Origin of the sequence: Paenibacillus sp. ALJ109b, from assembly GCF_010747435.1 — a bacterium.
GTDB lineage: Bacteria > Bacillota > Bacilli > Paenibacillales > Paenibacillaceae > Paenibacillus > Paenibacillus taichungensis.
Window position 1 is genome coordinate 121,887 of record NZ_JAAIFP010000008.1, and the last position, 19,713, is coordinate 141,599.

General features: G+C 47.9%; 11 protein-coding genes and 1 pseudogene. 7 read left to right on the forward strand and 5 right to left on the reverse strand.

Features of this window, described 5'->3' with window-relative positions:
- Positions 1 to 64: 64 nt before the first annotated feature.
- From G3352_RS10275 to G3352_RS10285, 3 genes and pseudogenes are all read left to right on the forward strand, one after another.
- Positions 65 to 3,057 (forward strand): annotated as a pseudogene (locus G3352_RS10275) (glycoside hydrolase family 9 protein).
- A gap of 75 nt (positions 3,058 to 3,132) precedes the next feature.
- A complete protein-coding gene (locus G3352_RS10280; protein ID WP_163756201.1) occupies positions 3,133 to 6,408 on the forward strand; it encodes a glycoside hydrolase family 48 protein in 3,276 nt (1,091 codons plus the stop codon).
- A 425-nt stretch (positions 6,409 to 6,833) separates the two neighbouring features.
- Positions 6,834 to 7,613, forward strand: coding sequence for a C40 family peptidase (locus G3352_RS10285; protein ID WP_163756203.1), 780 nt, complete (start codon positions 6,834 to 6,836; stop codon positions 7,611 to 7,613).
- Between the two features lie 87 nt (positions 7,614 to 7,700).
- Here the strand turns inward: G3352_RS10285 and G3352_RS10290 are convergent, their stop codons facing one another.
- The gene (locus G3352_RS10290; RefSeq protein ID WP_099855718.1) at positions 7,701 to 8,609 is read right to left on the reverse strand and encodes an ArsR/SmtB family transcription factor; all 909 of its coding nucleotides are present in this window, start codon (positions 8,607 to 8,609) and stop codon (positions 7,701 to 7,703) included.
- 374 nt (positions 8,610 to 8,983) lie between these two features.
- Between G3352_RS10290 and arfA the strand changes: the two genes are divergently transcribed.
- A complete protein-coding gene (gene arfA, locus G3352_RS10295) occupies positions 8,984 to 10,489 on the forward strand; it encodes an arabinosylfuranosidase ArfA (RefSeq protein WP_163756205.1) in 1,506 nt (501 codons plus the stop codon).
- Positions 10,490 to 10,696: 207 nt separating this feature from the next.
- Here arfA and G3352_RS10300 read toward each other — a convergent pair whose 3' ends face one another.
- A complete protein-coding gene (locus tag G3352_RS10300) occupies positions 10,697 to 11,470 on the reverse strand; it encodes an MBL fold metallo-hydrolase (RefSeq protein ID WP_163756207.1) in 774 nt (257 codons plus the stop codon).
- Positions 11,471 to 11,597: 127 nt separating this feature from the next.
- On the opposite strand from G3352_RS10300, the gene G3352_RS10305 reads away from it, so the two are divergent.
- Positions 11,598 to 12,029 carry an Lrp/AsnC family transcriptional regulator gene (locus G3352_RS10305; RefSeq protein ID WP_163756209.1) on the forward strand — a complete coding sequence of 144 codons (432 nt, stop codon included), beginning with the start codon at positions 11,598 to 11,600 and terminating at the stop codon, positions 12,027 to 12,029.
- Positions 12,030 to 12,042: 13 nt separating this feature from the next.
- On the opposite strand, the gene G3352_RS10310 is transcribed toward G3352_RS10305, so the two are convergent.
- From G3352_RS10310 to G3352_RS10320, 3 genes are all read right to left on the reverse strand, one after another.
- Complete coding sequence (locus G3352_RS10310; protein WP_163756211.1) at positions 12,043 to 12,558, reverse strand: hypothetical protein; 516 nt, start codon at positions 12,556 to 12,558, stop codon at positions 12,043 to 12,045.
- A gap of 103 nt (positions 12,559 to 12,661) precedes the next feature.
- A complete protein-coding gene (locus G3352_RS10315) occupies positions 12,662 to 14,407 on the reverse strand; it encodes an ABC transporter ATP-binding protein (RefSeq protein WP_163756777.1) in 1,746 nt (581 codons plus the stop codon).
- Positions 14,408 to 14,513: 106 nt separating this feature from the next.
- On the reverse strand, positions 14,514 to 16,256 hold the full coding sequence (locus G3352_RS10320; protein ID WP_163756213.1) for an ABC transporter ATP-binding protein: 1,743 nt from the start codon (positions 16,254 to 16,256) through the stop codon (positions 14,514 to 14,516).
- A gap of 359 nt (positions 16,257 to 16,615) precedes the next feature.
- On the opposite strand from G3352_RS10320, the gene G3352_RS10325 reads away from it, so the two are divergent.
- Together G3352_RS10325 and G3352_RS10330 are read left to right on the forward strand one after the other, a co-directional pair.
- Positions 16,616 to 17,539: an S-layer homology domain-containing protein gene (locus tag G3352_RS10325; RefSeq protein ID WP_090997860.1), complete on the forward strand. Its 924-nt coding sequence runs from the start codon at positions 16,616 to 16,618 to the stop codon at positions 17,537 to 17,539.
- A 1,201-nt stretch (positions 17,540 to 18,740) separates the two neighbouring features.
- On the forward strand, positions 18,741 to 19,712 hold the full coding sequence (locus G3352_RS10330; protein WP_076290185.1) for an ABC transporter permease: 972 nt from the start codon (positions 18,741 to 18,743) through the stop codon (positions 19,710 to 19,712).
- Position 19,713 lies beyond the last annotated feature (1 nt).

Here is a 19,713-nt window from a genome sequence, read left to right on the forward strand (position 1 = left end):
CATTACATCAGTGTAATTGGAAAATTACGAGACGACTATTGCAAAAGGAGATGAATGGTTGAAGATGAAGGGAAGCTGGTGGAGACGAATCGCTATCCTCGCGTTATCGGCAGGGCTACTGGCAGGAAGTACATCCATAAAGGCATGGGATGGTAAGGCAGATGCGGCTGCCGGGAATCATAACTATGCGGAGGCATTACAAAAGGCGGTTTATTTCTATGAAACACAGCGTTCAGGGATTTTGCCCGAAGACAATCGGGTGGAATGGCGTGGTGATTCCGGATTAAATGACGGAGCGGATGTTGGGGTTGATTTGACCGGAGGGTGGTATGATGCTGGAGATCATGTGAAATTTGGTCTGCCTATGCCTATTCGGCTACGATGTTAGCTTGGTCTGTTGTGGAATACCGTGAGGGATACGAGCAGGCAGGGCAACTGGAGCAGATTAAGGATAACTTGAGATGGGCTACAGACTATTTTGTGAAAGCGCATACGAAACCAAATGAATTATGGGGACAGGTTGGAGCAGGCAATACAGACCATGCCTGGTGGGGGCCTGCTGAAGTGATGCAGATGAACCGTCCTGCTTATAAGATCGATGCATCCTGTCCGGGAAGCGAACTTGCGGGAGAAACCGCAGCGGCACTCGCTTCTTCATCCATTGTGTTCCGTGACAGTGACCCGGCCTATGCCAACAAACTGCTTCAGCATGCGAAGGAACTTTACAGCTTCGCGGATACGTATCGAGGCAAATACTCGGATTGCATTACAGATGCTCAATCGTTCTACAATTCATTGACAGGTTACTATGATGAACTCGCCTGGGCAGCAACATGGTTATATATGGCGACGAATGATAGCGCTTACTTGTCCAAGGCGATTGCTACAGCGAATCTGTGGCAGGCAGATGGACAGAACGGGAACTGGGCCTATACTTGGACCCAAGGCTGGGATGACAAACACTACGGAGCCCAGATTCTGCTGGCCCGCATTACGTCGAGTCTGAACATGCCAGAAGCGACGAGGTTCATTCAATCCACGGAGCGCAATCTGGATTATTGGTCTGTAGGCACGAATGGACAAAGGATCAAGTATACACCGGGCGGGCTTGCCTGGCTTGATACATGGGGATCACTCCGGTATGCAGCGAATGCATCGTTTATTGCTTTTGTGTACTCCGACTGGGTCAGTGATCCGGTGAAGAAAGCGAGGTATCAGGACTTTGCCGTTTCACAAATGAACTACATTCTGGGGGATAATCCTCGCCAGAGCAGTTATGTGGTCGGTTATGGTCAGAATCCGCCTAAGCACCCTCATCATCGGACCTCCCACAGTTCATGGACGAACAATGAAAATGTACCTTCAGAGCACCGTCACACGTTGTACGGCGCGATGGTTGGTGGACCGGATGCATCGGATGCCTATACCGATTCCATTGGGGACTATGTCAGCAATGAGGTGGCAACCGATTACAATGCAGGCTTTACAGGCGCGTTAGCCAAAATGAATCTGTTATTCGGCCAGAACGATCAGCCCATCGCGAATTTTCCGTCTCCGGAAGTGAAGACGGATGAGTTCTTTGTCGAAGCTGCCGTGAAGGCATCCGGTTCCAATTACACGGAAATCAAGGCTCAACTGAACAATCGTTCCGGCTGGCCTGCGCAGATGGGGGATAAGTTGTCTTTTCGCTATTTCCTGGATCTGAGTGAAGTTTATACTGCAGGATACACCGTTTCTGATGTCCATGTTACAACCGCATATGCGGAGGGGGCTACCGTATCCCAACCGGTTGTGGTTGATGCAGAGAAACGAATCTACGCTGTTACAGCGGACTTTACCGGAACCAAGATATATCCAGGCGGAGAAGGACATTATCGCAAAGAGGTCCAGTTCCGCATTACCGGCCCGCAAGGCGCCTGGAATGCGAATAATGATCATTCATTCCAGGGCTTGGGCACAGGCGGTGTGGCGAAGAGTGTATATCTCCCAGTCTACGATGCGGGAATACGGGTATACGGTCAGGAACCAGGTGTTACACCGGTCGTTACTCCTTTTGCACCTTCGGGGGTGCAGGCTGTATCAGTGAATGCTCAGGTAATCCTGAACTGGGTAGCATCACCTGGGGCAGAATCGTACACCGTGAAGCGTGCCGAGGTGAATGGCGGTCCATATACTTCTGTAGCGACAGGTGTGCATGGATTGACATACACGAACACGGGGCTCACGAATGGGAAGACCTATTATTACGTAGTGACGGCTGTTAATTCAGCCGGGGAATCGCCCGGTTCTGCACAAGCCTCTGCCACGCCGCAGGCTGGAACATCGCTGCCTGGTGCACTGACATTAAGCGGTACGGCAGGCAATGCCCAGTCGATTCTGACCTGGACGGCAGCAACGGGAGCTTTGACTTATAAGGTACAGCGCTCAGTTGTAGGTGGTGCATATACCGATGTGGCAACTGGATTGGCAGTATTGAATTATATCGATGCAACAGCGGTAAATGGAACGGCGTACAGTTATCGAATCGTCGCTGTGAATGCGAGCGGACAGACGTTGTCCAACATCGTGACAGTGACACCGAGTGCGCCTCCGGCCACGACGGGCACGCTTGAGGTGCAATATCGTAACGGAGGGTCAGGTGCTTCCGGCAATGCGGTGACTCCGGAGTTTAATCTGAAAAACACAGGCACTCAGGCGATTGATCTGAGTACCGTGAAGCTCCGATATTATTTTACCAAGGACGATGCAGGCGATCTGACCTTCTGGTGTGATTATGCCCAGATCGGCACGGCCAATATTGAAGGCAAATTTGTCACGCTGACTCCGGCAAAGGGTACAGCGGATACGTATCTGGAGATCAGCTTCAAATCTGGGGCTGGCAGCCTGGCTGCCGGAGCGGAGACGGGCGTGATTCAGGGGCGATTTTCCAAGAATAATTGGAGCAATTTCGATCAGAGCAACGACTATTCCTATGATGCAACTAAGACGGCTTTTACCGCATGGAATCAGGTAACTGGGTTTCAGGGAGATACGAAAGTCTGGGGTATGGAGCCGTAACCTAAGGGAGTTCAACAGCAAGGGCAGACCCGCAGTAATTCTAATTGAATTTCACCATTCCAGGGAGGTAAGTACATGTTGAAATCAGCTGCTAAAAAAAGTTTGTCTGCCATGCTAGCAGGCACTGTTATGTTAACCGGGTACACCGGTTTGTGGGCAGGTCCCCAAACGGTTTATGCCGAAGAGCAGACCAGTGATGCTCAGGCGGACGGAATAAACGAAGCTCGATTTTTGCAATTGTATGATCAACTGAAGGACCCGGCGAACGGTTATTTTTCTCCAGAGGGCATTCCGTATCACTCCATTGAAACGCTGATGAGCGAGGCACCGGATTATGGGCACATGACGACATCCGAGGCATACAGTTACTGGCTCTGGCTGGAAACGATGTACGGTCACTATACAGGTGATTGGTCCAAACTGGAAGCCGCTTGGGACAGCATGGAGAAATACATCATCCCAGTCAATGAAGGTGACGGCAAGGAAGAGCAGCCTACGATGAGTTATTACAATCCGAACAGCCCGGCCACCTATGCAGCGGAAAAACCTTTTCCGGATCAATATCCTTCTGCCATTAACGGTCAATATGCTGCCGGAAAAGACCCACTTGATGCCGAGTTGAAAGCTTCCTACGGCAACAATCAGACATACCTGATGCATTGGCTGCTGGATGTGGATAATTGGTACGGCTATGGTAATCTGCTGAATCCGAATCATACGGCGGCTTACGTGAATACGTTCCAGCGTGGAGAGCAGGAGTCTGTGTGGGAGGCCATCCCTCATCCATCCCAGGACAATAAAACGTTTGGCAAAACGGGCGAAGGTTTCATGAGCCTGTTCACCAAGGAGACCCAGGTACCGGCAGCCCAGTGGCGTTATACCAACGCAACGGATGCTGACGCACGTGCGGTACAGGTACTGTATTGGGCGAAGGAGATGGGCTATACCAATACAGCGTATTTGGACAAAGCGAAGAAGATGGGTGACTATCTGCGCTATGGGATGCACGACAAGTACTTCCAGAAGATCGGAAGTGCCAAGAACGGCACACCAACTGCCGGTACAGGCAAAGACTCTAATATGTATCTGATGGCATGGTATACCTCATGGGGCGGCGGCCTTGGCGAGGGTGGGAACTGGGCTTGGCGGATTGGAGCCAGTCACACGCATCAGGCTTACCAGAATCCAGTGGCAGCGTATGCCTTATCTGATCCGGCAGGCGGTCTGATTCCAAAATCAACAACAGCCAAGGCAGATTGGAATGCATCGTTGAAGCGCCAACTGGAGTTCTACACTTGGCTACAGTCTCACGAAGGAGCGATTGGAGGGGGAGCGACGAACAGTTTTGATGGCTCCTACAATGCTTATCCTACTGGAACCAGTACGTTCTACGACATGGCTTATCAGGAAGCTCCAGTATATCGGGACCCGGACTCCAACACGTGGTTTGGTTTCCAGGCTTGGTCGCTGGAGCGTGTAGCTGAGATGTATTACATTCTTGCCGAGAGCGGGGACCTCAGCTCCGAGAACTTCCAGATGGCCAAAAAAGTCATTACCAAGTGGATTGACTGGTCCAAGGATTATGTATTCGTCGATGAACGTCCAGTGACGGATGCTGAAGGATATTATCTGGATGCGGCAGGTCAGCGTATTCTTGGTGGTACCAATGCACAGGTAGCCACTACACCTGCACCAGGCGAATTTTGGATACCAGGCAGCCAAGAATGGCAGGGGCAACCGGATAAATGGAATGGGTTCAGTTCCTTTACGAACAATCCTAATTTCCATGTCGTGACCAAAGATCCTGCTCAGGATACGGGCGTACTGGGGAGTTATATCAAAGCCTTGACGTTCTTTGCTGCGGGGACTCAAGCCGAAGGCGGCGTATTCAGTGCCAAAGGACAGGAAGCCAAAGATATGGCCGAGAAACTGCTGAATACAGCCTGGGATTACAATGATGGTGTGGGAATTGTCACCGAAGAAGTCCGTAAAGACTACTTCCGCTTCTTCGCCAAAGAGATCTACATTCCGGCAAACTGGACGGGAACCTTCGGGCAGGAGAACACGATACCGGGTACAGCCAGCGTACCTTCTGACCCGGCCAAAGGTGGTAATGGCGTATACATTGGTTACTCTGACCTGCGTCCAGCCATCAAGCAAGATCCGGCATGGGCTTATCTGGATAATCTGTACAAAACGTCTTATAATCCAACAACGAAAAAATGGGAAAATGGTGCACCTACCTTTACGTATCACCGTTTCTGGTCTCAGGTGGATATGGCTACCGCGTATGGAGAATATGATCGTCTCCTGGGTGATGCCGGCAGCCCAGGAGTTCAGGTGGCGGGAGCTCCAGCTGGTCTGACAGCTGCAGCAGGCAGTGAACAGGTTGTTCTGAACTGGACCGCATCCACTGGTGCCGCTTCTTACACAGTAAAACGTGCAGAGGTAAACGGTGGCCCGTATACTTCCGTAGCAACGGGGGTTACTGGCTCGACCTTCACAGATACAGGACTGACCAATGGCAAAACGTACTATTATGTGGTGACAGCAGTGAATACGGCAGGTGAATCTGCACCTTCTGCTCAGGTCTCTGCAACACCGCAAGCGGGAACATCTATACCGGGAGTGTTAACCCTTACAGGAACGGCAGGCACTAATCAGGCTGTGCTGACATGGACCGCATCGACCGGGGCTGCAAGTTACAAGGTACAACGCTCGGTTGCAGGTGGAACCTACGCCGATCTGGCAACAGGTCTGACGGCACTGACATACACGGATGCCACGGCAGTGAACGGTACCGAATACAATTACCGAGTGGTGGCAGTGAATACAAGCGGGCAGACCTTGTCCAATGTAGTGACGGTGACACCCACAGCGCCTCCTGTAACAACAGGTGCACTTGAAGTGCAATACCGCAATGGTAGTTCAGGGACGTCAGGCAATGCGGTGACCCCACAGTTCAATATCAAGAATACAGGCACGACAGCAGTGGATCTGAGCCAGGTGAAGGTGCGGTATTACTTTACGAAGGATAGTGCATCCGATCTGAGTTTCTGGTGTGATTACGCTCAGATTGGCAGCGCCAACGTTGAAGCTCACTTTGTGACGGTAGATCCGGCTAAAGGGACAGCGGATACGTATCTGGAGATTGGGTTCAAATCTGGGGCAGGCAGTCTGGCTGCCGGAGCAGAGACGGGAATTATCCAGGGTCGCTTCTCGAAGAACAACTGGACGAATTTTGATCAGACCAATGACTATTCTTTCGATGCTTCCAAAACGGTCTTTAGCGCCTGGAACAAAGTGACCGCTTATATTGGAGGAGTCAACGCTTGGGGGATTGAGCCATAATCGATTTATATTGAGACAGAGTACAGCCGGGGAGAGGTCTCCGGCTTTTTTGTGATGATTTTGGGATTACAGGTACTCATAATCGGGAAATGAACCATAGTAATGTTTACCAAATATAGAATTTAAACATTAAAATATAGGTAATATGACGCATGTCCTAAGTGATGCTCAGTTTAGGCCTCAGTTCTGCTTAAAACGAAGCACAGCAAATAGTTACAATAATTTAACCTTTGAAAAAGAAGAGATTTGCGGCAGTTTTAGCCAACTGGTGTGAGAGGTATCCCTGATTCTTAGTGCTCAAGCCTGTCTGATCGAATACAGGACTTTGGACTGATGATCGTTATGGACAGCCCGTTTTACAATGGGGCAAGCCCGGCGAATGAGGCCAGGTTAAAATTCTGTAACATCAGGGGGAACACGACATCATGAACTGGAAAAGCAAGATTATTACTGCAAGTGTAACAGCAACGATGCTGATGGGAAGTCTGACAACAGGAGCATTAACGACACCTGCATCAGCAGCCGCAGTTGAAAATTCAAAAGTTAAAGTCATCTGGGGAGTAAATTTGCGTACATCACCATCTTCTTCCGCAAGCATTGTTCGATTGGTGCCAAAAGGAGAGAACGTTACGGTACTGCAAAAATCCGGATCAGGCTGGTATAAAGTTAAGGACTCCGGTAACCGGACAGGATACATATCATCTTCTTCAAAATATACACAAGCCGTGAAAGGCAACACGACAACAGGAAGTTCAGTTACAGGCAGTGCCTCTGTAGAGAAAGTCATAGCTGCTGGCATGAAATATTGGGGAACGCCTTATGAATTTGGCGCAAGTCGTAACAGTACGGCTACGTTCGATTGTTCAAGCTTTGTCCGCCAGGCATTTATTGATGCGCTCGGAATCAAGCTTCCGTCCGATTCACGTAAACAAGGTGCTTATGTGAAAGCCAAAGGTACCGTTCAGACCAATTGGAAAAATCTGAAGCGCGGTGACCTGATGTACTTTATGTCCTACAAAGGCAGCTCGGCTTCATCGTATTCTAGTGTGAACAAATCTACTGCTAGAATTACCCACACGGGAATTTATCTGGGTGACGGCAAAATACTGCACACCTATTCCAACGCTGGCGGCGGTGTAACGATTAGTGATATCTCCGGCAAACATTGGGAGTACCGTTTCCTGTTTGGTGGAAGTGCACTTTAAGTTCCAGCATGCTTATTAAATAATGAACACATATAGAACCTTCCATCTCTGCTTATACGGGGGATGGAAGGTTCTTTTTGTTGTTTATTAGTCCTGGTAGTACAGACGGAACAGAATATCCTGATCATAGTTGCCGAATCCTTGACCATATAACGTCAGCCCGCCCACATGCTGCGCATCTTCCTCCACGGAGAGGCGTAATGTCCACTGATTACGTTCCACGGGAATATCAGCAAGTGTAACTTCGGACATAAGCTGTCCATCAATAAATGTGCCCTCATGGGTGATCCGCAGCACTTTGAGCATGCCGTATTGATTGACACTGTCGCTCCACCATTCCGGGGTGAACATGCCTCGTCCATTTCCGGAATCTCCAGGACTTGTCCATTCACCTAGTCGAATACCGTTGAGCATGAAGGTAATATCCGAAGGCCAGTTTGGATTGACCGAAGGGGCCTCTGAACCTATTTCAAGTGACAATTCAATGGCACTGATCTGTTGACCTGACAAGATATAGTTTGGGATTTTGTATTCTACGAATCCGCGTCCAAACCAGAGAATATGGGCATGCATGCGTTCGGGATCCAGAAAATAGCGTGGATCATCATATTGTCCAATGACCTGATTGGATGTAGCCAGACCACAAGTTGGATACACATCAAAATGGGTATAATGCCCGACAGGGATTGCCACTTCATGAAGCTTGCGGGAAGCTCCCGTTTCCTGTGGCATAGAGATGCCAATCCAGTCGACTGCCAGGCTGTTCATTTTGTGCGTGCCGCCATCCTTGCGAATCATTTTGGACTGAATAATGCCCACATCCTGAAGCTTGCGAACATGCATGGTTACAATTGCGCTGCTCAGGCCGAGTGATGCGGCAATGTCCTTCACGTTCATAGGGGTCTCCGCGACAAGTCTGATAATCTGCAGACGCACTTCACTCGCGAGTGCTTCGTATAAGGGCAACCATTCTGCATCGGTATTTGCTCTAATCACATCTGTTCCTCCAGGTAATATGAGTTGATCTAGTGTTATTCACACGAGGCCACTACGCTGACAGAATAACCTTCCAATCGCTGTTATCCCCGGATTTCTTTGATTCCATTTATAATGAGTGAAATCCGGTGATAAAGGCGACCGCTACGCTTCTACAGGTTTTTTCTGTCCTCTTCGTGCACGTGTGAATATCGAGTTAACTCATATCAATTATTTTTATAGAATTAAGTTAAACATAAATCCAGTCGAAAGAATAACATTTTGCAAAATTCAGGTTGAAATTGGTGCCATAATCGATTTTAATATAAATATGAACGTTGATCCATAGATTATCAATTAATTTTTATATTAATCTTAGGGAGCTGAACTTCACGATGGAAAAAGCTAAAATGACGGTAGACAAGGATTTCACAATTGGCGTAGTTGATAAACGTTTATACGGTTCATTTATTGAACATCTGGGACGTGCCGTATACGGTGGTATATATGAGCCGGGTCATCCTACAGCGAATGAAGCGGGATTCCGTGGAGATGTGCTGGAGATGGTTAAGGAGCTGCAGGTTCCGATTGTGCGGTATCCTGGCGGAAATTTTGTATCCGGTTACAATTGGGAGGATTCCGTCGGACCTGTCTCTGAACGCAAACGCAGACTTGAACTCGCCTGGAGAACAATCGAGACCAATGAATTCGGGTTTAACGAATTTGTGGATTGGTCCAAACAGGCGAATTCGGAAGTGATGATGGCCGTCAATTTGGGAACACGGGGAGTAGACGCAGCCCGCAACATCGTGGAGTACAGCAATCATCCTGAAGGTTCCTACTATAGTGATTTGCGTATTAAACATGGATACAAAGAGCCTCATGCCATCAAAACCTGGTGTCTTGGCAACGAAATGGACGGTCCGTGGCAGATTGGTCACAAAACAGCAGAAGAGTATGGACGGATTGCACTTGAAGCGGCAAAAGTGATGAAGTGGACAGATCCAACGATTGAGCTGGTCGCTTGCGGAAGTTCATCCCTGGGTATGCCATCCTTCCCGGAATGGGAAGCAACGGTACTGGATCATACGTATGATCATGTTGAATATCTGTCGCTCCACCAGTATTATGGTAATGCTGAACAGGATACGCCAACATTCCTTGCGCGTTCCCTTGAGATGGATCGTTTTATTGAGACGGTAAAAGCGACCTGTGATTATATCAAAGCGAAGAAGCGTAGCAAGAAGACCATGTTTCTGTCCTTTGATGAATGGAATGTCTGGTACCACTCTAATGAAAGTGACAAGAAGCTGGACCCATGGCAGATTGCTCCGCCACAGCTGGAGGACGTATACAACCATGAAGATGCACTGCTTGTGGGATGTATGCTGATCAGCATGCTGAAACATGCGGACCGAGTTAAGATGGCGTGTCTGGCGCAGCTCGTCAACGTGATCGCTCCAATCATGACCGATAATGGTGGTGCTGCATGGAGACAGACGATCTTCTATCCCTTTATGCATGCTTCCGTGTTTGGACGTGGAACAGCACTTGTACCGTTGATCCAGTCACCGAAGTATGACACCAAACAAATTACGGATGTTCCTTATCTGGAGGGCATTGCGGTTCATAACGAGGAGCAGGGTGAAGTAACTGTTTTCGCTGTAAACCGCCATCTGGAAGAATCACTGCCACTTGAAGTGGATCTGCGCAGCTTTGGAAAGTGCAACTTGATTGAGCATATTGTGCTGGAAAGTGATGATCTAAAAGCAGCCAATACCGCAGCACAGCCGAATCGCGTTGCTCCGCATAATCGTGGTGATGCAGAAGTATCAGATACACTGATCACGGCAAGCCTGGCCAAAGCTTCGTGGAACGTAATTCGATTGAAAGTTCAATAATAGGTGAAATGAGTCGAGGAATCATTCAGGGTTAGTTACACTGAGCACTCCGATGGTGGAGATAACTTGGGATCGTTGTGTTCCTCAACTATAAACGTAAATAAAAGCTGGATGCGAACGAATCGCATCCAGCTTTTTTGCGTTTCTTGGAGAGAACTACTAGAGAAGACTTCGTTTGTTAAAAGTCACTCATCACATCAATGAACTTTATTTCAACTCAGTATCCGGTCCGAACACAAAGCTCTCGCCATCGCGTGGAATGAGCACCTGTCCGTCCAATTGTTCAGATGCCAGATAACTGGCGAGATCCACGCGGGACATCATGCAATGGTTAATGGCATCCATATGCACAGCAATGACATGAGCATCCGGTGCATGGCGTTTCACGGTAGCTACGTCAGGACCGTCCATCGTGATCGGATCTCCTTGCAGGAAGCGAGCACCGCCAGCATTCACCACAATCACCTCAGGTTGATATTGACGAATGGCTTCGGCTGGCTCTTCACACCAGATAGTATCCCCGGCGATATAGGCGACAGGTTCTTCGTCTGCTTCCAATACAAAACCAGATACCTTGCCCATACGTTCGCCGATTTCCCCGGTTCCGTGTTGTCCTGAAGTACGGGCAAAACGGACAGAATGATACTCGTGTTTCTCATCTACGGCGGTAACGTTAGTAAATCCGGCTCCATTGAACACGGCTTCATCTCCTGGCTGGCACAGCAGAGGTACATCCTTGCGGAGCTGCTTCGCTGCTGCTTCATCCCAGTGATCGGGGTGCGTATGCGTAACGATCACCAGATCTGGATTCATATAATCCGTTTCCGTCTCGGGTAAGGAGACTCTAGGATTGCGTAATTCATTGGGCGTGTTCGGGAAAGCAGGCATCACTTCTTTATCCATCAACATGGGATCAACCAGTATATTCAGACCCCCATATTCCAACCATAATGTAGCATTACGAATCAATTGAATTTTCATTGAACCTGCACTCCTTCGGGAATTAATGTTATTATCCTATATGTTATACAACCCGTTTATGGGCGTAAATAACACACTGAAAGAAAACAGACCACTTTAATTTCAAGTTGAAAGGATTGCAAAATAGATGAATGAGACGATTGATGATACAGATATACGCATACTGAAAAGCCTGATCCGGGACTCCAAACGCTCTCACAAAGAGATCGGTGAAGAGGTGCATCTGACCGGACAGGCTGTAGGTGCGAGAGTGCGCAAGCTGCATGATCTGGGTGTTATTGAAGGTTATACTGTAAAATGGAACCCCGAACGCCTTGGCTTTGGCCTGCAGGCATTTGTGACGATCTTTCTGAATTCCGGCGACCGACATGCCGCTTTCCGTGAATTTATGGCTGCACGTGAAGACATCGTGGAGGTTCACCGTGTCAGCGGAGAGGGCTGTTATCTGATGATCGTACGCACAGGAACAATGGAGCAGCTTGGCAGTTTGCTGGAAGCCATTTTGCCGTATGGAAATTATAGAATGAACCTGTCTGTTGGTATCGAAAAGTCGGAATGATGCGAGCTGGATTTCAGATGTCCTGTTGCTGTTTCTCTCGGAGCGTCTCCTGCAGAAGGCCAACTGATCGATTGAGCTCTTTTTTGGTTAGCAAATGATCGGTCTGGATATGACGCCGGGTGCCGTCTTTCAAATACAGGGCAATCATGGGGGAAGCAGACAATATCCATTTGCTGAAGGCGGGAGAGCCAAGCTCAATTTTACGAATCTCATTCCAGGGAATGGTCCGTTTAAGGGTATGAAGTCCTTCATCATTCCAGGATAATAACACAGGAGAACTCGCGATTGCGCGGGATAGAAACATAAAAAATAAAGGCCCGATAAACCACATGCCAAGAATGGCTGCGATGGAATAATACAATGTCTCCAGTTGTCCAGCATGATCGTCATAGATGATCCATAACAGGGTGATACATAACAGCAAGAGCAGAAGACATATTGCTCCTTTCCATATAGCCGTGAAACGGCGATAGCCAATCTGTCGATGCTCAAGCTTCGACTCTGATGATTTATATAATTCAGGTTTCATAAATACGCCTCCTTAACATCATTTCCCAGAAAATATATCAAACATGCCGCCTGCATCGCAGAGCGGCACGTTCAACGTTATTTAACCCATTTGGTTCGATAAGCTAGCCAGAAATAGCTGAATCATTACCGGCTTCACGCGCATGGGTGTAAAGATCAGCATATACCCCTTCAGCATCGATCAACTTCTGGTGTGAGCCTTCCTCGACAATCTCACCATTCTCCATAACGAGAATCCGATCTGCATGCATGACTGTAGATAAACGATGTGCAATAACAATCGTTGTTCTTCCCTGAGAGACGGATTCCAGCGCCTGTTGTACCAATTGTTCGGTATGCGAATCCAGATTCGCGGTTGCTTCATCCAGGATGAGCACTCGGGGTTGAAAGACCACGATTCGGGCAAACGATATCAGTTGACGTTCTCCGGCGGACAGACCGCTTCCGCGTTCGGAAAGACGTGTATCATACCCTTGCGGCAAACGTGAAATCATGGCATGTGCTCCGACGAATCGGCAGGCCTGAATAGCCTGCTCTCTCGTAATATCCTCGCGGAACATTCGTACATTGTCAATGATGGAGCCCGAGAAGAGGAATGGTTCCTGCTGGATCAGACCAACGATCCGATGAAGATTGGCCTGTGGGAAATGGCGAATGTCTACTCCATCGATTTCAATGCTGCCCTGATTCACATCGTAAAAGCGATTGAGCAGGGAGATCAACGTACTTTTGCCAGCTCCTGTAGTGCCTACAATGCCCACCATCTCACCTGGATAGAGATGCAGATTCATATGCTGAATCAGGGGGCGATCTGCCCGATAGCCGAACGAAACATCATTAAAATCAATCTGTCCCATCACGTTCCGTGGTTCAAGTGTGGAGGCAGTCCCGGGTTTGGGGTCAGCGACTTCCGGACGAGTACTCAGAATGTTCCAGATTCGATCCATGGATACAGTTGTCGACTGGAATGTGTTCCACTGCATGGTGATCTGGTTAATTGGCTGGAAGAACTGACGGATGTAACTGATAAACGCATAGAGCACACCTACCTGCAGTGATTCACCCAGCACGGCACGTCCTCCAAGCCAAACCATCATAACGAGCGCCGCATTGCCAAGGATATCAAACGTCCGGTTGAATATAACATTGGAACGGGCTTGTGTGATATTGGCCTTCAGGTGAAGTTGGTTCTGTTCCGTGAATCTTTTCTTCTGCTCTTCTTCCTGATGGAATGCCTGGATCAAAAACATGCCGGACAGGTTCTCTGCCGTGAATGCAATCAAACGGGAGAGACGAGTTCGGGCATTCTGATAAGCCCTGCGCAGTTGGCTCCGAAATAATACAGCAACGATGGCGATCACAGGCAACACGATGAGAGAGTATCCTGCGAGTACCGGATCGAGCTGGAACATAAAGACGATAATGAGCACCAGCATCATGCCATCCCGGATGAGACTAAGCAGTACTTGAGTGAAGAAACTGCTGATCGTTTCCGTATCACTGGATACATTCGTCACCAGACTGCCGATATGGAAGCGATCGAAGAAAGACATCGACATTTTGGAGATATGCTTGAACAGGTCTTTACGAATGCGAGAGACGATGTTCTGACCGACATGTTGCAGCAGATTGTTTTGTACATAGGTGAAAATAAAGCTGATTACAGCCAGCCCCAAAAAGATAGCTGCCAACTGGACAAGAAAACCCACACTAGTCTGGCCGATGGCCAGATGATCATCGATCGCGATCTTCACCAGATAAGGCTGAAGCAAATCGGCGGAGATGCCGAGCAGCGAACAGAGGAAAATACCTGCAAAGGCCCATTTATGGGGTTTGGCGTAGGACATCATCGCTTTGAAGGAAGTGCGCTTACTCTGGTCTGCGCCTGCATCGGAACCGGACCCATGCCCTGACGGTGCTTGTGCTCCGGCATCTGAACGAACTTCAGCGTTACGGTCAGTCATGATGTAATCCCTCCTCCTGCAAACGATAGGTTGCAGCATATAACCCTTTTGCGGCCATCAGACCTGCATGAGTTCCCTGTTCAGCGATTCGGCCTTCATCCAGAACGATAATTTCGTCGGCATGACGGACCGCACTAATCCGGTGGGAGATAATCAGCGTTGTTTTTCCTCTGCCGATCTCACGAAGGCTGCGTAAAATGCCACTTTCAGTGACGGCATCCACAGCACTCATACTGTCATCTAGAATGAGCACCTGCGCTTTTTTGATCAAACCCCGTGCCAGACTGGTACGCTGACGCTGCCCACCGGACAACGTAAGTCCGCGCTCACCCAGCAGGGTATCGAACCGATCAGGGAACCGGATAATGTTCTCGTATATCATCGCTTGTCGTGCACTGTGCTCTACTGTATCCAGCGGAACCTCACGGTCGCTAAAAGCGATGTTGTCCCGAATGGTTGTACTGAACAGGAATCCATCCTGCGGTACATAGGCAATACGGGATCGCAGACTTTCCAGCGACAGCTGCCGGATGTCGGTTCCGTTAATACGGATCGTGCCTTCAGGCGGCTCATATGTACGCAGCAATAGCTTCACAAAGGTACTTTTACCAGAACCTGTTTTGCCTACAATGCCCACGGTTCGTCCTGCCTGGATATTCAGACTGATGTTTTTGAGCGCAGGGGATAAACTGCCGGGATAGGAAAAGGACAGATTCTCTATCGTAATGTCGTTCACGGCTTTGAGACTGGTCGCATTGGGAAGCTCGCGCACGTCAGGCACTTCCGTCAACAGATCATTTACCCGCTCCAGTGATGCTCCAGAACGCTGCATGGTATTGATCACATTACCGATTTGTTGAAGCGGTCCCATGATGATCCGCAAATATAACGTCAATGCAACAAAACTTCCGAGTGTAATGGAGTTCTGCATCGTCAAAATTCCGCCAACAAGCAGGGAGACAACCAATGAAATGGCGCCCAGCAGCGGTAGCAAGGCCTGAAATAGAGAGGACAGACGAACAAGCCGCAGCTGTTTGCTTTTGATTGCATCTACTGTGAATCCAAATCGTTCACGGGCGCTGTCTTCAATGGCAAATGTTTTGGTTACACGAATACCACCCAGCTGTTCCTCTGCGGATTCCGTCATCGTTGCAAGAGCATCCTGCACATCACGAGAGCGCTTGCGAATTCGCGGACCGAAAAAAACGACCAGAAAGGGAATGGCCAGCAAAGGCACAATACTGATCAGAATAAGTCTCATCGGGATTCCGCTGAGCAGCATCATCACGATGCAAGATAATAATAGAAATGTTGCATTGGTCATCATGGTGACGCCGTTGGAGATGGCTTCACGTACAGAGGTGACATCATTCATGACGTAACTGAGCAGTTTCCCATTTCCCTGTTTGGAAAAATAGTACTCGCTCATCTCCGAAAACTTGCCGAAAATGCGCTCACGTGTCATGAATTCGAAGCGGCGTCCAAGCTTCATGATCATGAATTGCCCGGTACCGAATAACAGATTATAAGCGATGGCTATAGCCAAAAGCGAAAGACTGTACCGGATGACCGTATTCATCTGAAGGGTGTTCTGCATGAGTTGATCCGTGAAGCTGCCCAGAATTCGGGGCAAGGACGCCTGACCCACATTGGAGGCAATAATCAGTAGTACAGCGAACAGATATACGGGCCAGTTGGCAATGACATAGCCTCGTAGTAATCCTTTCTTGGACATAAGATTTGTTCTCCTTTGTTCAGGGTAAAAGTTGGTTTGGAATCGGAGTCAAGAAAAGGGCCGACACCTGATAATAGCGCGTCGTGCCCTCTTACTTTATGCGATCCGGTTTGCTGTTTATCCGTCATTCGATAGAATTCTCTATTCTTATTTTTGCGCTAATCGGTAAGGATGTCAACGAAGCAAGCAAGCATAATGGAAAGAAAGCAGATCAGCGCCCGCAGAGTAAGGGATATATGCAGTATTTCCGTCATTTATTCACCAGATGTTGAATTTACTGAAACATTTCAGGAGAGTCTCCCGTCTGTAGGATTGAAGAGGTCAAAAATTGGGTTTACTAAATATGGAGGTGCCAAGAAATGAAACATAAAAAAGGATTGGCTGCAACGCTTGCGCTCTGCGTGTCTTTGACGGCAGGAGGTGCATCGGTACTTGCATTTTCGGATGTAAAAGATGAAGGACAAAAAACGATTGTGGACTCGTTACATGCCAAGGGTGTTGTTAATGGAGTAACGGCGGATCTGTTTCGTCCAGATCTCGCATTGTCCGAGCCACAAGGTGTTCAACTGATCGTGAACGCTTTTGGTCTGAAAAATGAATACGCTGCCGCCTCGGCACAAAATAAAATTAGTCCAACGACCTGGTACGCCGATGCCGTTCAGGCTGCAACACAGAATGGTCTGTCCATTCCGGTGGAGTTGAATCCACAGGCCAAAATGACGCGTGAGCAGTTTGCTATTTTGCTCCTTGAAGGGATTAATACAACCGGAGAATATCCGGTGATCATGCTGTATAATGATATTAAGGACGAAAATAAAATCGGTAAGGACGCCAAATCTGCGGTCCAGAACCTGCTGAACATGGACATCATTGAACTGGATAAGGACGGAAACTTCCGTCCAGATCAGTCGCTTACCCGTATGGAGGCTGCAAGCATGATCTTCAATGCACTTGAATTTGTAGATAAGCACGGCAATGGCGGATCGACAGAACCGACTCCAACGAATCCAGGCGAAGGCCAACAAGGGATTGTGCCTACCGTGACATCAACCAAAGTGGATGACAAGACGGTAAAAGTCAAACTGACCGCGCAAATGCCTCATCCTGGCTATGGGTTGAAGATTGAAGATGTGAAACTGGAGAAGGATGGACGTGCCATTGTGCTGTATACCATTATCCAACCTGACCCGGACATGATGTATCCAATGGTGATTACCGATGTAACCGCAGAGACAGACATTCCAACAGGATACACTGCAGAAGCACAGCCTTCTGGAAAATAATCAAGCCCTGCCAGCGTGCTTCGATCCTTGATCGGAGCGCGCTTTTTTTTGATTTCTTTCTGAAACCGACGATCGATATGAAGAATTTGCGTAGGGAGAGGGGCTGTCTTTCAGTCCGAATCTTGAGTAGTCCGACTGAAATGTAATAATTCTATTTATGCATGTTATATTTTATGACTCATAGGTGATTGGGAAAGTAGGATTAAGTTAAATTGTGTAATGTTAGATGACATTAAAATTGTCATTTATAAGATGTAAATCAATATCTATATAGGTGATAAAGCTGCTTCGTGTTAACGGAGCGGCTTTTTTTCTGGCCTGATCCGAAAATTATCATTCATTCCAGCTCTCCATGTCATGTGCAAAATCAACATATATGACTGGATATACCCAGTGTTTATCTACGTTTGTGTGCATTGTAGTCAAGGATAAAAACGACATATTTACCGAGCGGGGAAGAAACTCATAGAATAAAGCCAAGCCGTAAGGGAGCTTGATGCAAGTGGTAAATATATGATAGATAATATTACATTTATGTGATTGAATTAAATCTATCCTTATTACTTTTTCTAAGCATCAAGAGAAAAAGGTACACCTCGCCCATTACGAGAGCAGACCGGAAAGACATTGTAAGGACCAATGCATGAGAAGGAGGTCGAAACACAGTAGCAATGAAGAGGAACTTCTATTACATTCAAGATGTCGATGCGAAGACGACCTTGCTAAGACCTTGCGACCTGTATGACCGATGTGAATCCAGAATGCGACCTACACACATGGAATACCTCTTTCCTGAACATATGTGGGTTTTGACTTTAAGGTCTGTTTCTCAACTTTCATTCAGATCTGACACCTCTCAAGTTCATGCGAAGCTATTCCAAACGACAACTTCAAGAGGAAAATGGGTCAAATTCCACATGTTTTATGCCTCCAAAATGACAATGACAAGCTGGAACCAAATGCCTAAACCCCTGTTTTAACAGTACTTTTCGTGTTTTTAAGAGTGAAGATCGAAATAGCATATTTACGGATTCGGAAATGATCCATAAACTCAGTATGTAAGCGTTACCAAATTGCGAGGGAAACAAGGTCTCGCATGATAGAAATGTGGTCCGGGACTCATTCCTTACATTTGAACAGGAGTGTTTCGCTCTTCTTACAAAACGGACGGATTTTCATTTAGAAAAGGAGGAAACAACTGATGCAGCCAGAAGGGAAGTCCGCCTTGTCGCAAAACCTATCGGTGTACACGATTCCGAACAGCAAGAAAAATAAATTATGGAGAAGGATGATTCGAAACTGGGAGTTGTATCTGTTTATCGCGCCAGCATTTCTATACTTTCTGATTTTTCATTACGGGCCGATGTACGGCATACAAATCGCATTCAAAAACTTTATCCCGACGCTTGGTGTTACGGGAAGCCCGTGGGTTGGGTTCGATCATTTTATCCGCTTCTTTAATTCGTATTATTTCTGGGATTTGTTATGGAATACCCTCAGTATCAGCTTGTATGAGCTGGCTATAGGTTTTCCGCTGCCGATCATTCTGGCGTTAGCCTTCAATGAAGTAAAGGACTCCTTCTTCAAACGTACCGTACAGACGGTCACGTATGCACCGCATTTTATTTCGGTCGTTGTCATGTCGGGTATGATCATTACCTTCTTGTCACCTTCGTCAGGCATGATTGTCAATTTGGTGGAGGCTCTTGGATTTCAGGCCCCTCAATTTCTGACGGACCCTGCTTGGTTCAAGACGGTGTACGTACTCTCGGGTGTCTGGCAAAGTGCAGGCTGGGGTACCATTATATACCTCGCAGCTCTCTCGGGTGTGGACCCGCAACTGCATGAAGCAGCTGTGGTGGACGGTGCGAGCCGGTTTAAACGGATTCTGCATATTAACATTCCAGCGATCATCCCTACGATCACCATTTTGTTAATTCTGAATATGGGCAGTATTCTGGGTGTTGGATTCGAGAAAATCTTGCTGCTGCAAAATCCGTTGAACATGGGTTCATCCGATGTCATCTCGACATTTGTCTATCGGTCCGGTCTGGTCGATGCGCAGTACAGTTTCTCCACAGCCGTAGGATTGTTCAATTCGGTAGTTAATGCGATTCTGCTGATTACGGTGAACCAAATAGCACGTCGCACCAGTGAAAACAGTTTGTGGTAAA

Bases quoted from the DNA above. Each gene is read 5' to 3' on its own strand.
- G3352_RS10280 (WP_163756201.1), top strand. From the start codon at position 3,133: ATGTTGAAATCAGCTGCTAAAAAAAGTTTGTCTGCCATGCTAGCAGGC.
- G3352_RS10285 (WP_163756203.1), top strand. From the start codon at position 6,834: ATGAACTGGAAAAGCAAGATTATTACTGCAAGTGTAACAGCAACGATG.
- arfA (WP_163756205.1), top strand. From the start codon at position 8,984: ATGGAAAAAGCTAAAATGACGGTAGACAAGGATTTCACAATTGGCGTA.
- G3352_RS10300 (WP_163756207.1), bottom strand. From the start codon at position 11,470: ATGAAAATTCAATTGATTCGTAATGCTACATTATGGTTGGAATATGGG.
- G3352_RS10305 (WP_163756209.1), top strand. From the start codon at position 11,598: ATGAATGAGACGATTGATGATACAGATATACGCATACTGAAAAGCCTG.
- G3352_RS10310 (WP_163756211.1), bottom strand. From the start codon at position 12,558: ATGAAACCTGAATTATATAAATCATCAGAGTCGAAGCTTGAGCATCGA.
- G3352_RS10315 (WP_163756777.1), bottom strand. From the start codon at position 14,407: ATGATGTCCTACGCCAAACCCCATAAATGGGCCTTTGCAGGTATTTTC.
- G3352_RS10320 (WP_163756213.1), bottom strand. From the start codon at position 16,256: ATGTCCAAGAAAGGATTACTACGAGGCTATGTCATTGCCAACTGGCCC.
- G3352_RS10325 (WP_090997860.1), top strand. From the start codon at position 16,616: ATGAAACATAAAAAAGGATTGGCTGCAACGCTTGCGCTCTGCGTGTCT.
- G3352_RS10330 (WP_076290185.1), top strand. From the start codon at position 18,741: ATGCAGCCAGAAGGGAAGTCCGCCTTGTCGCAAAACCTATCGGTGTAC.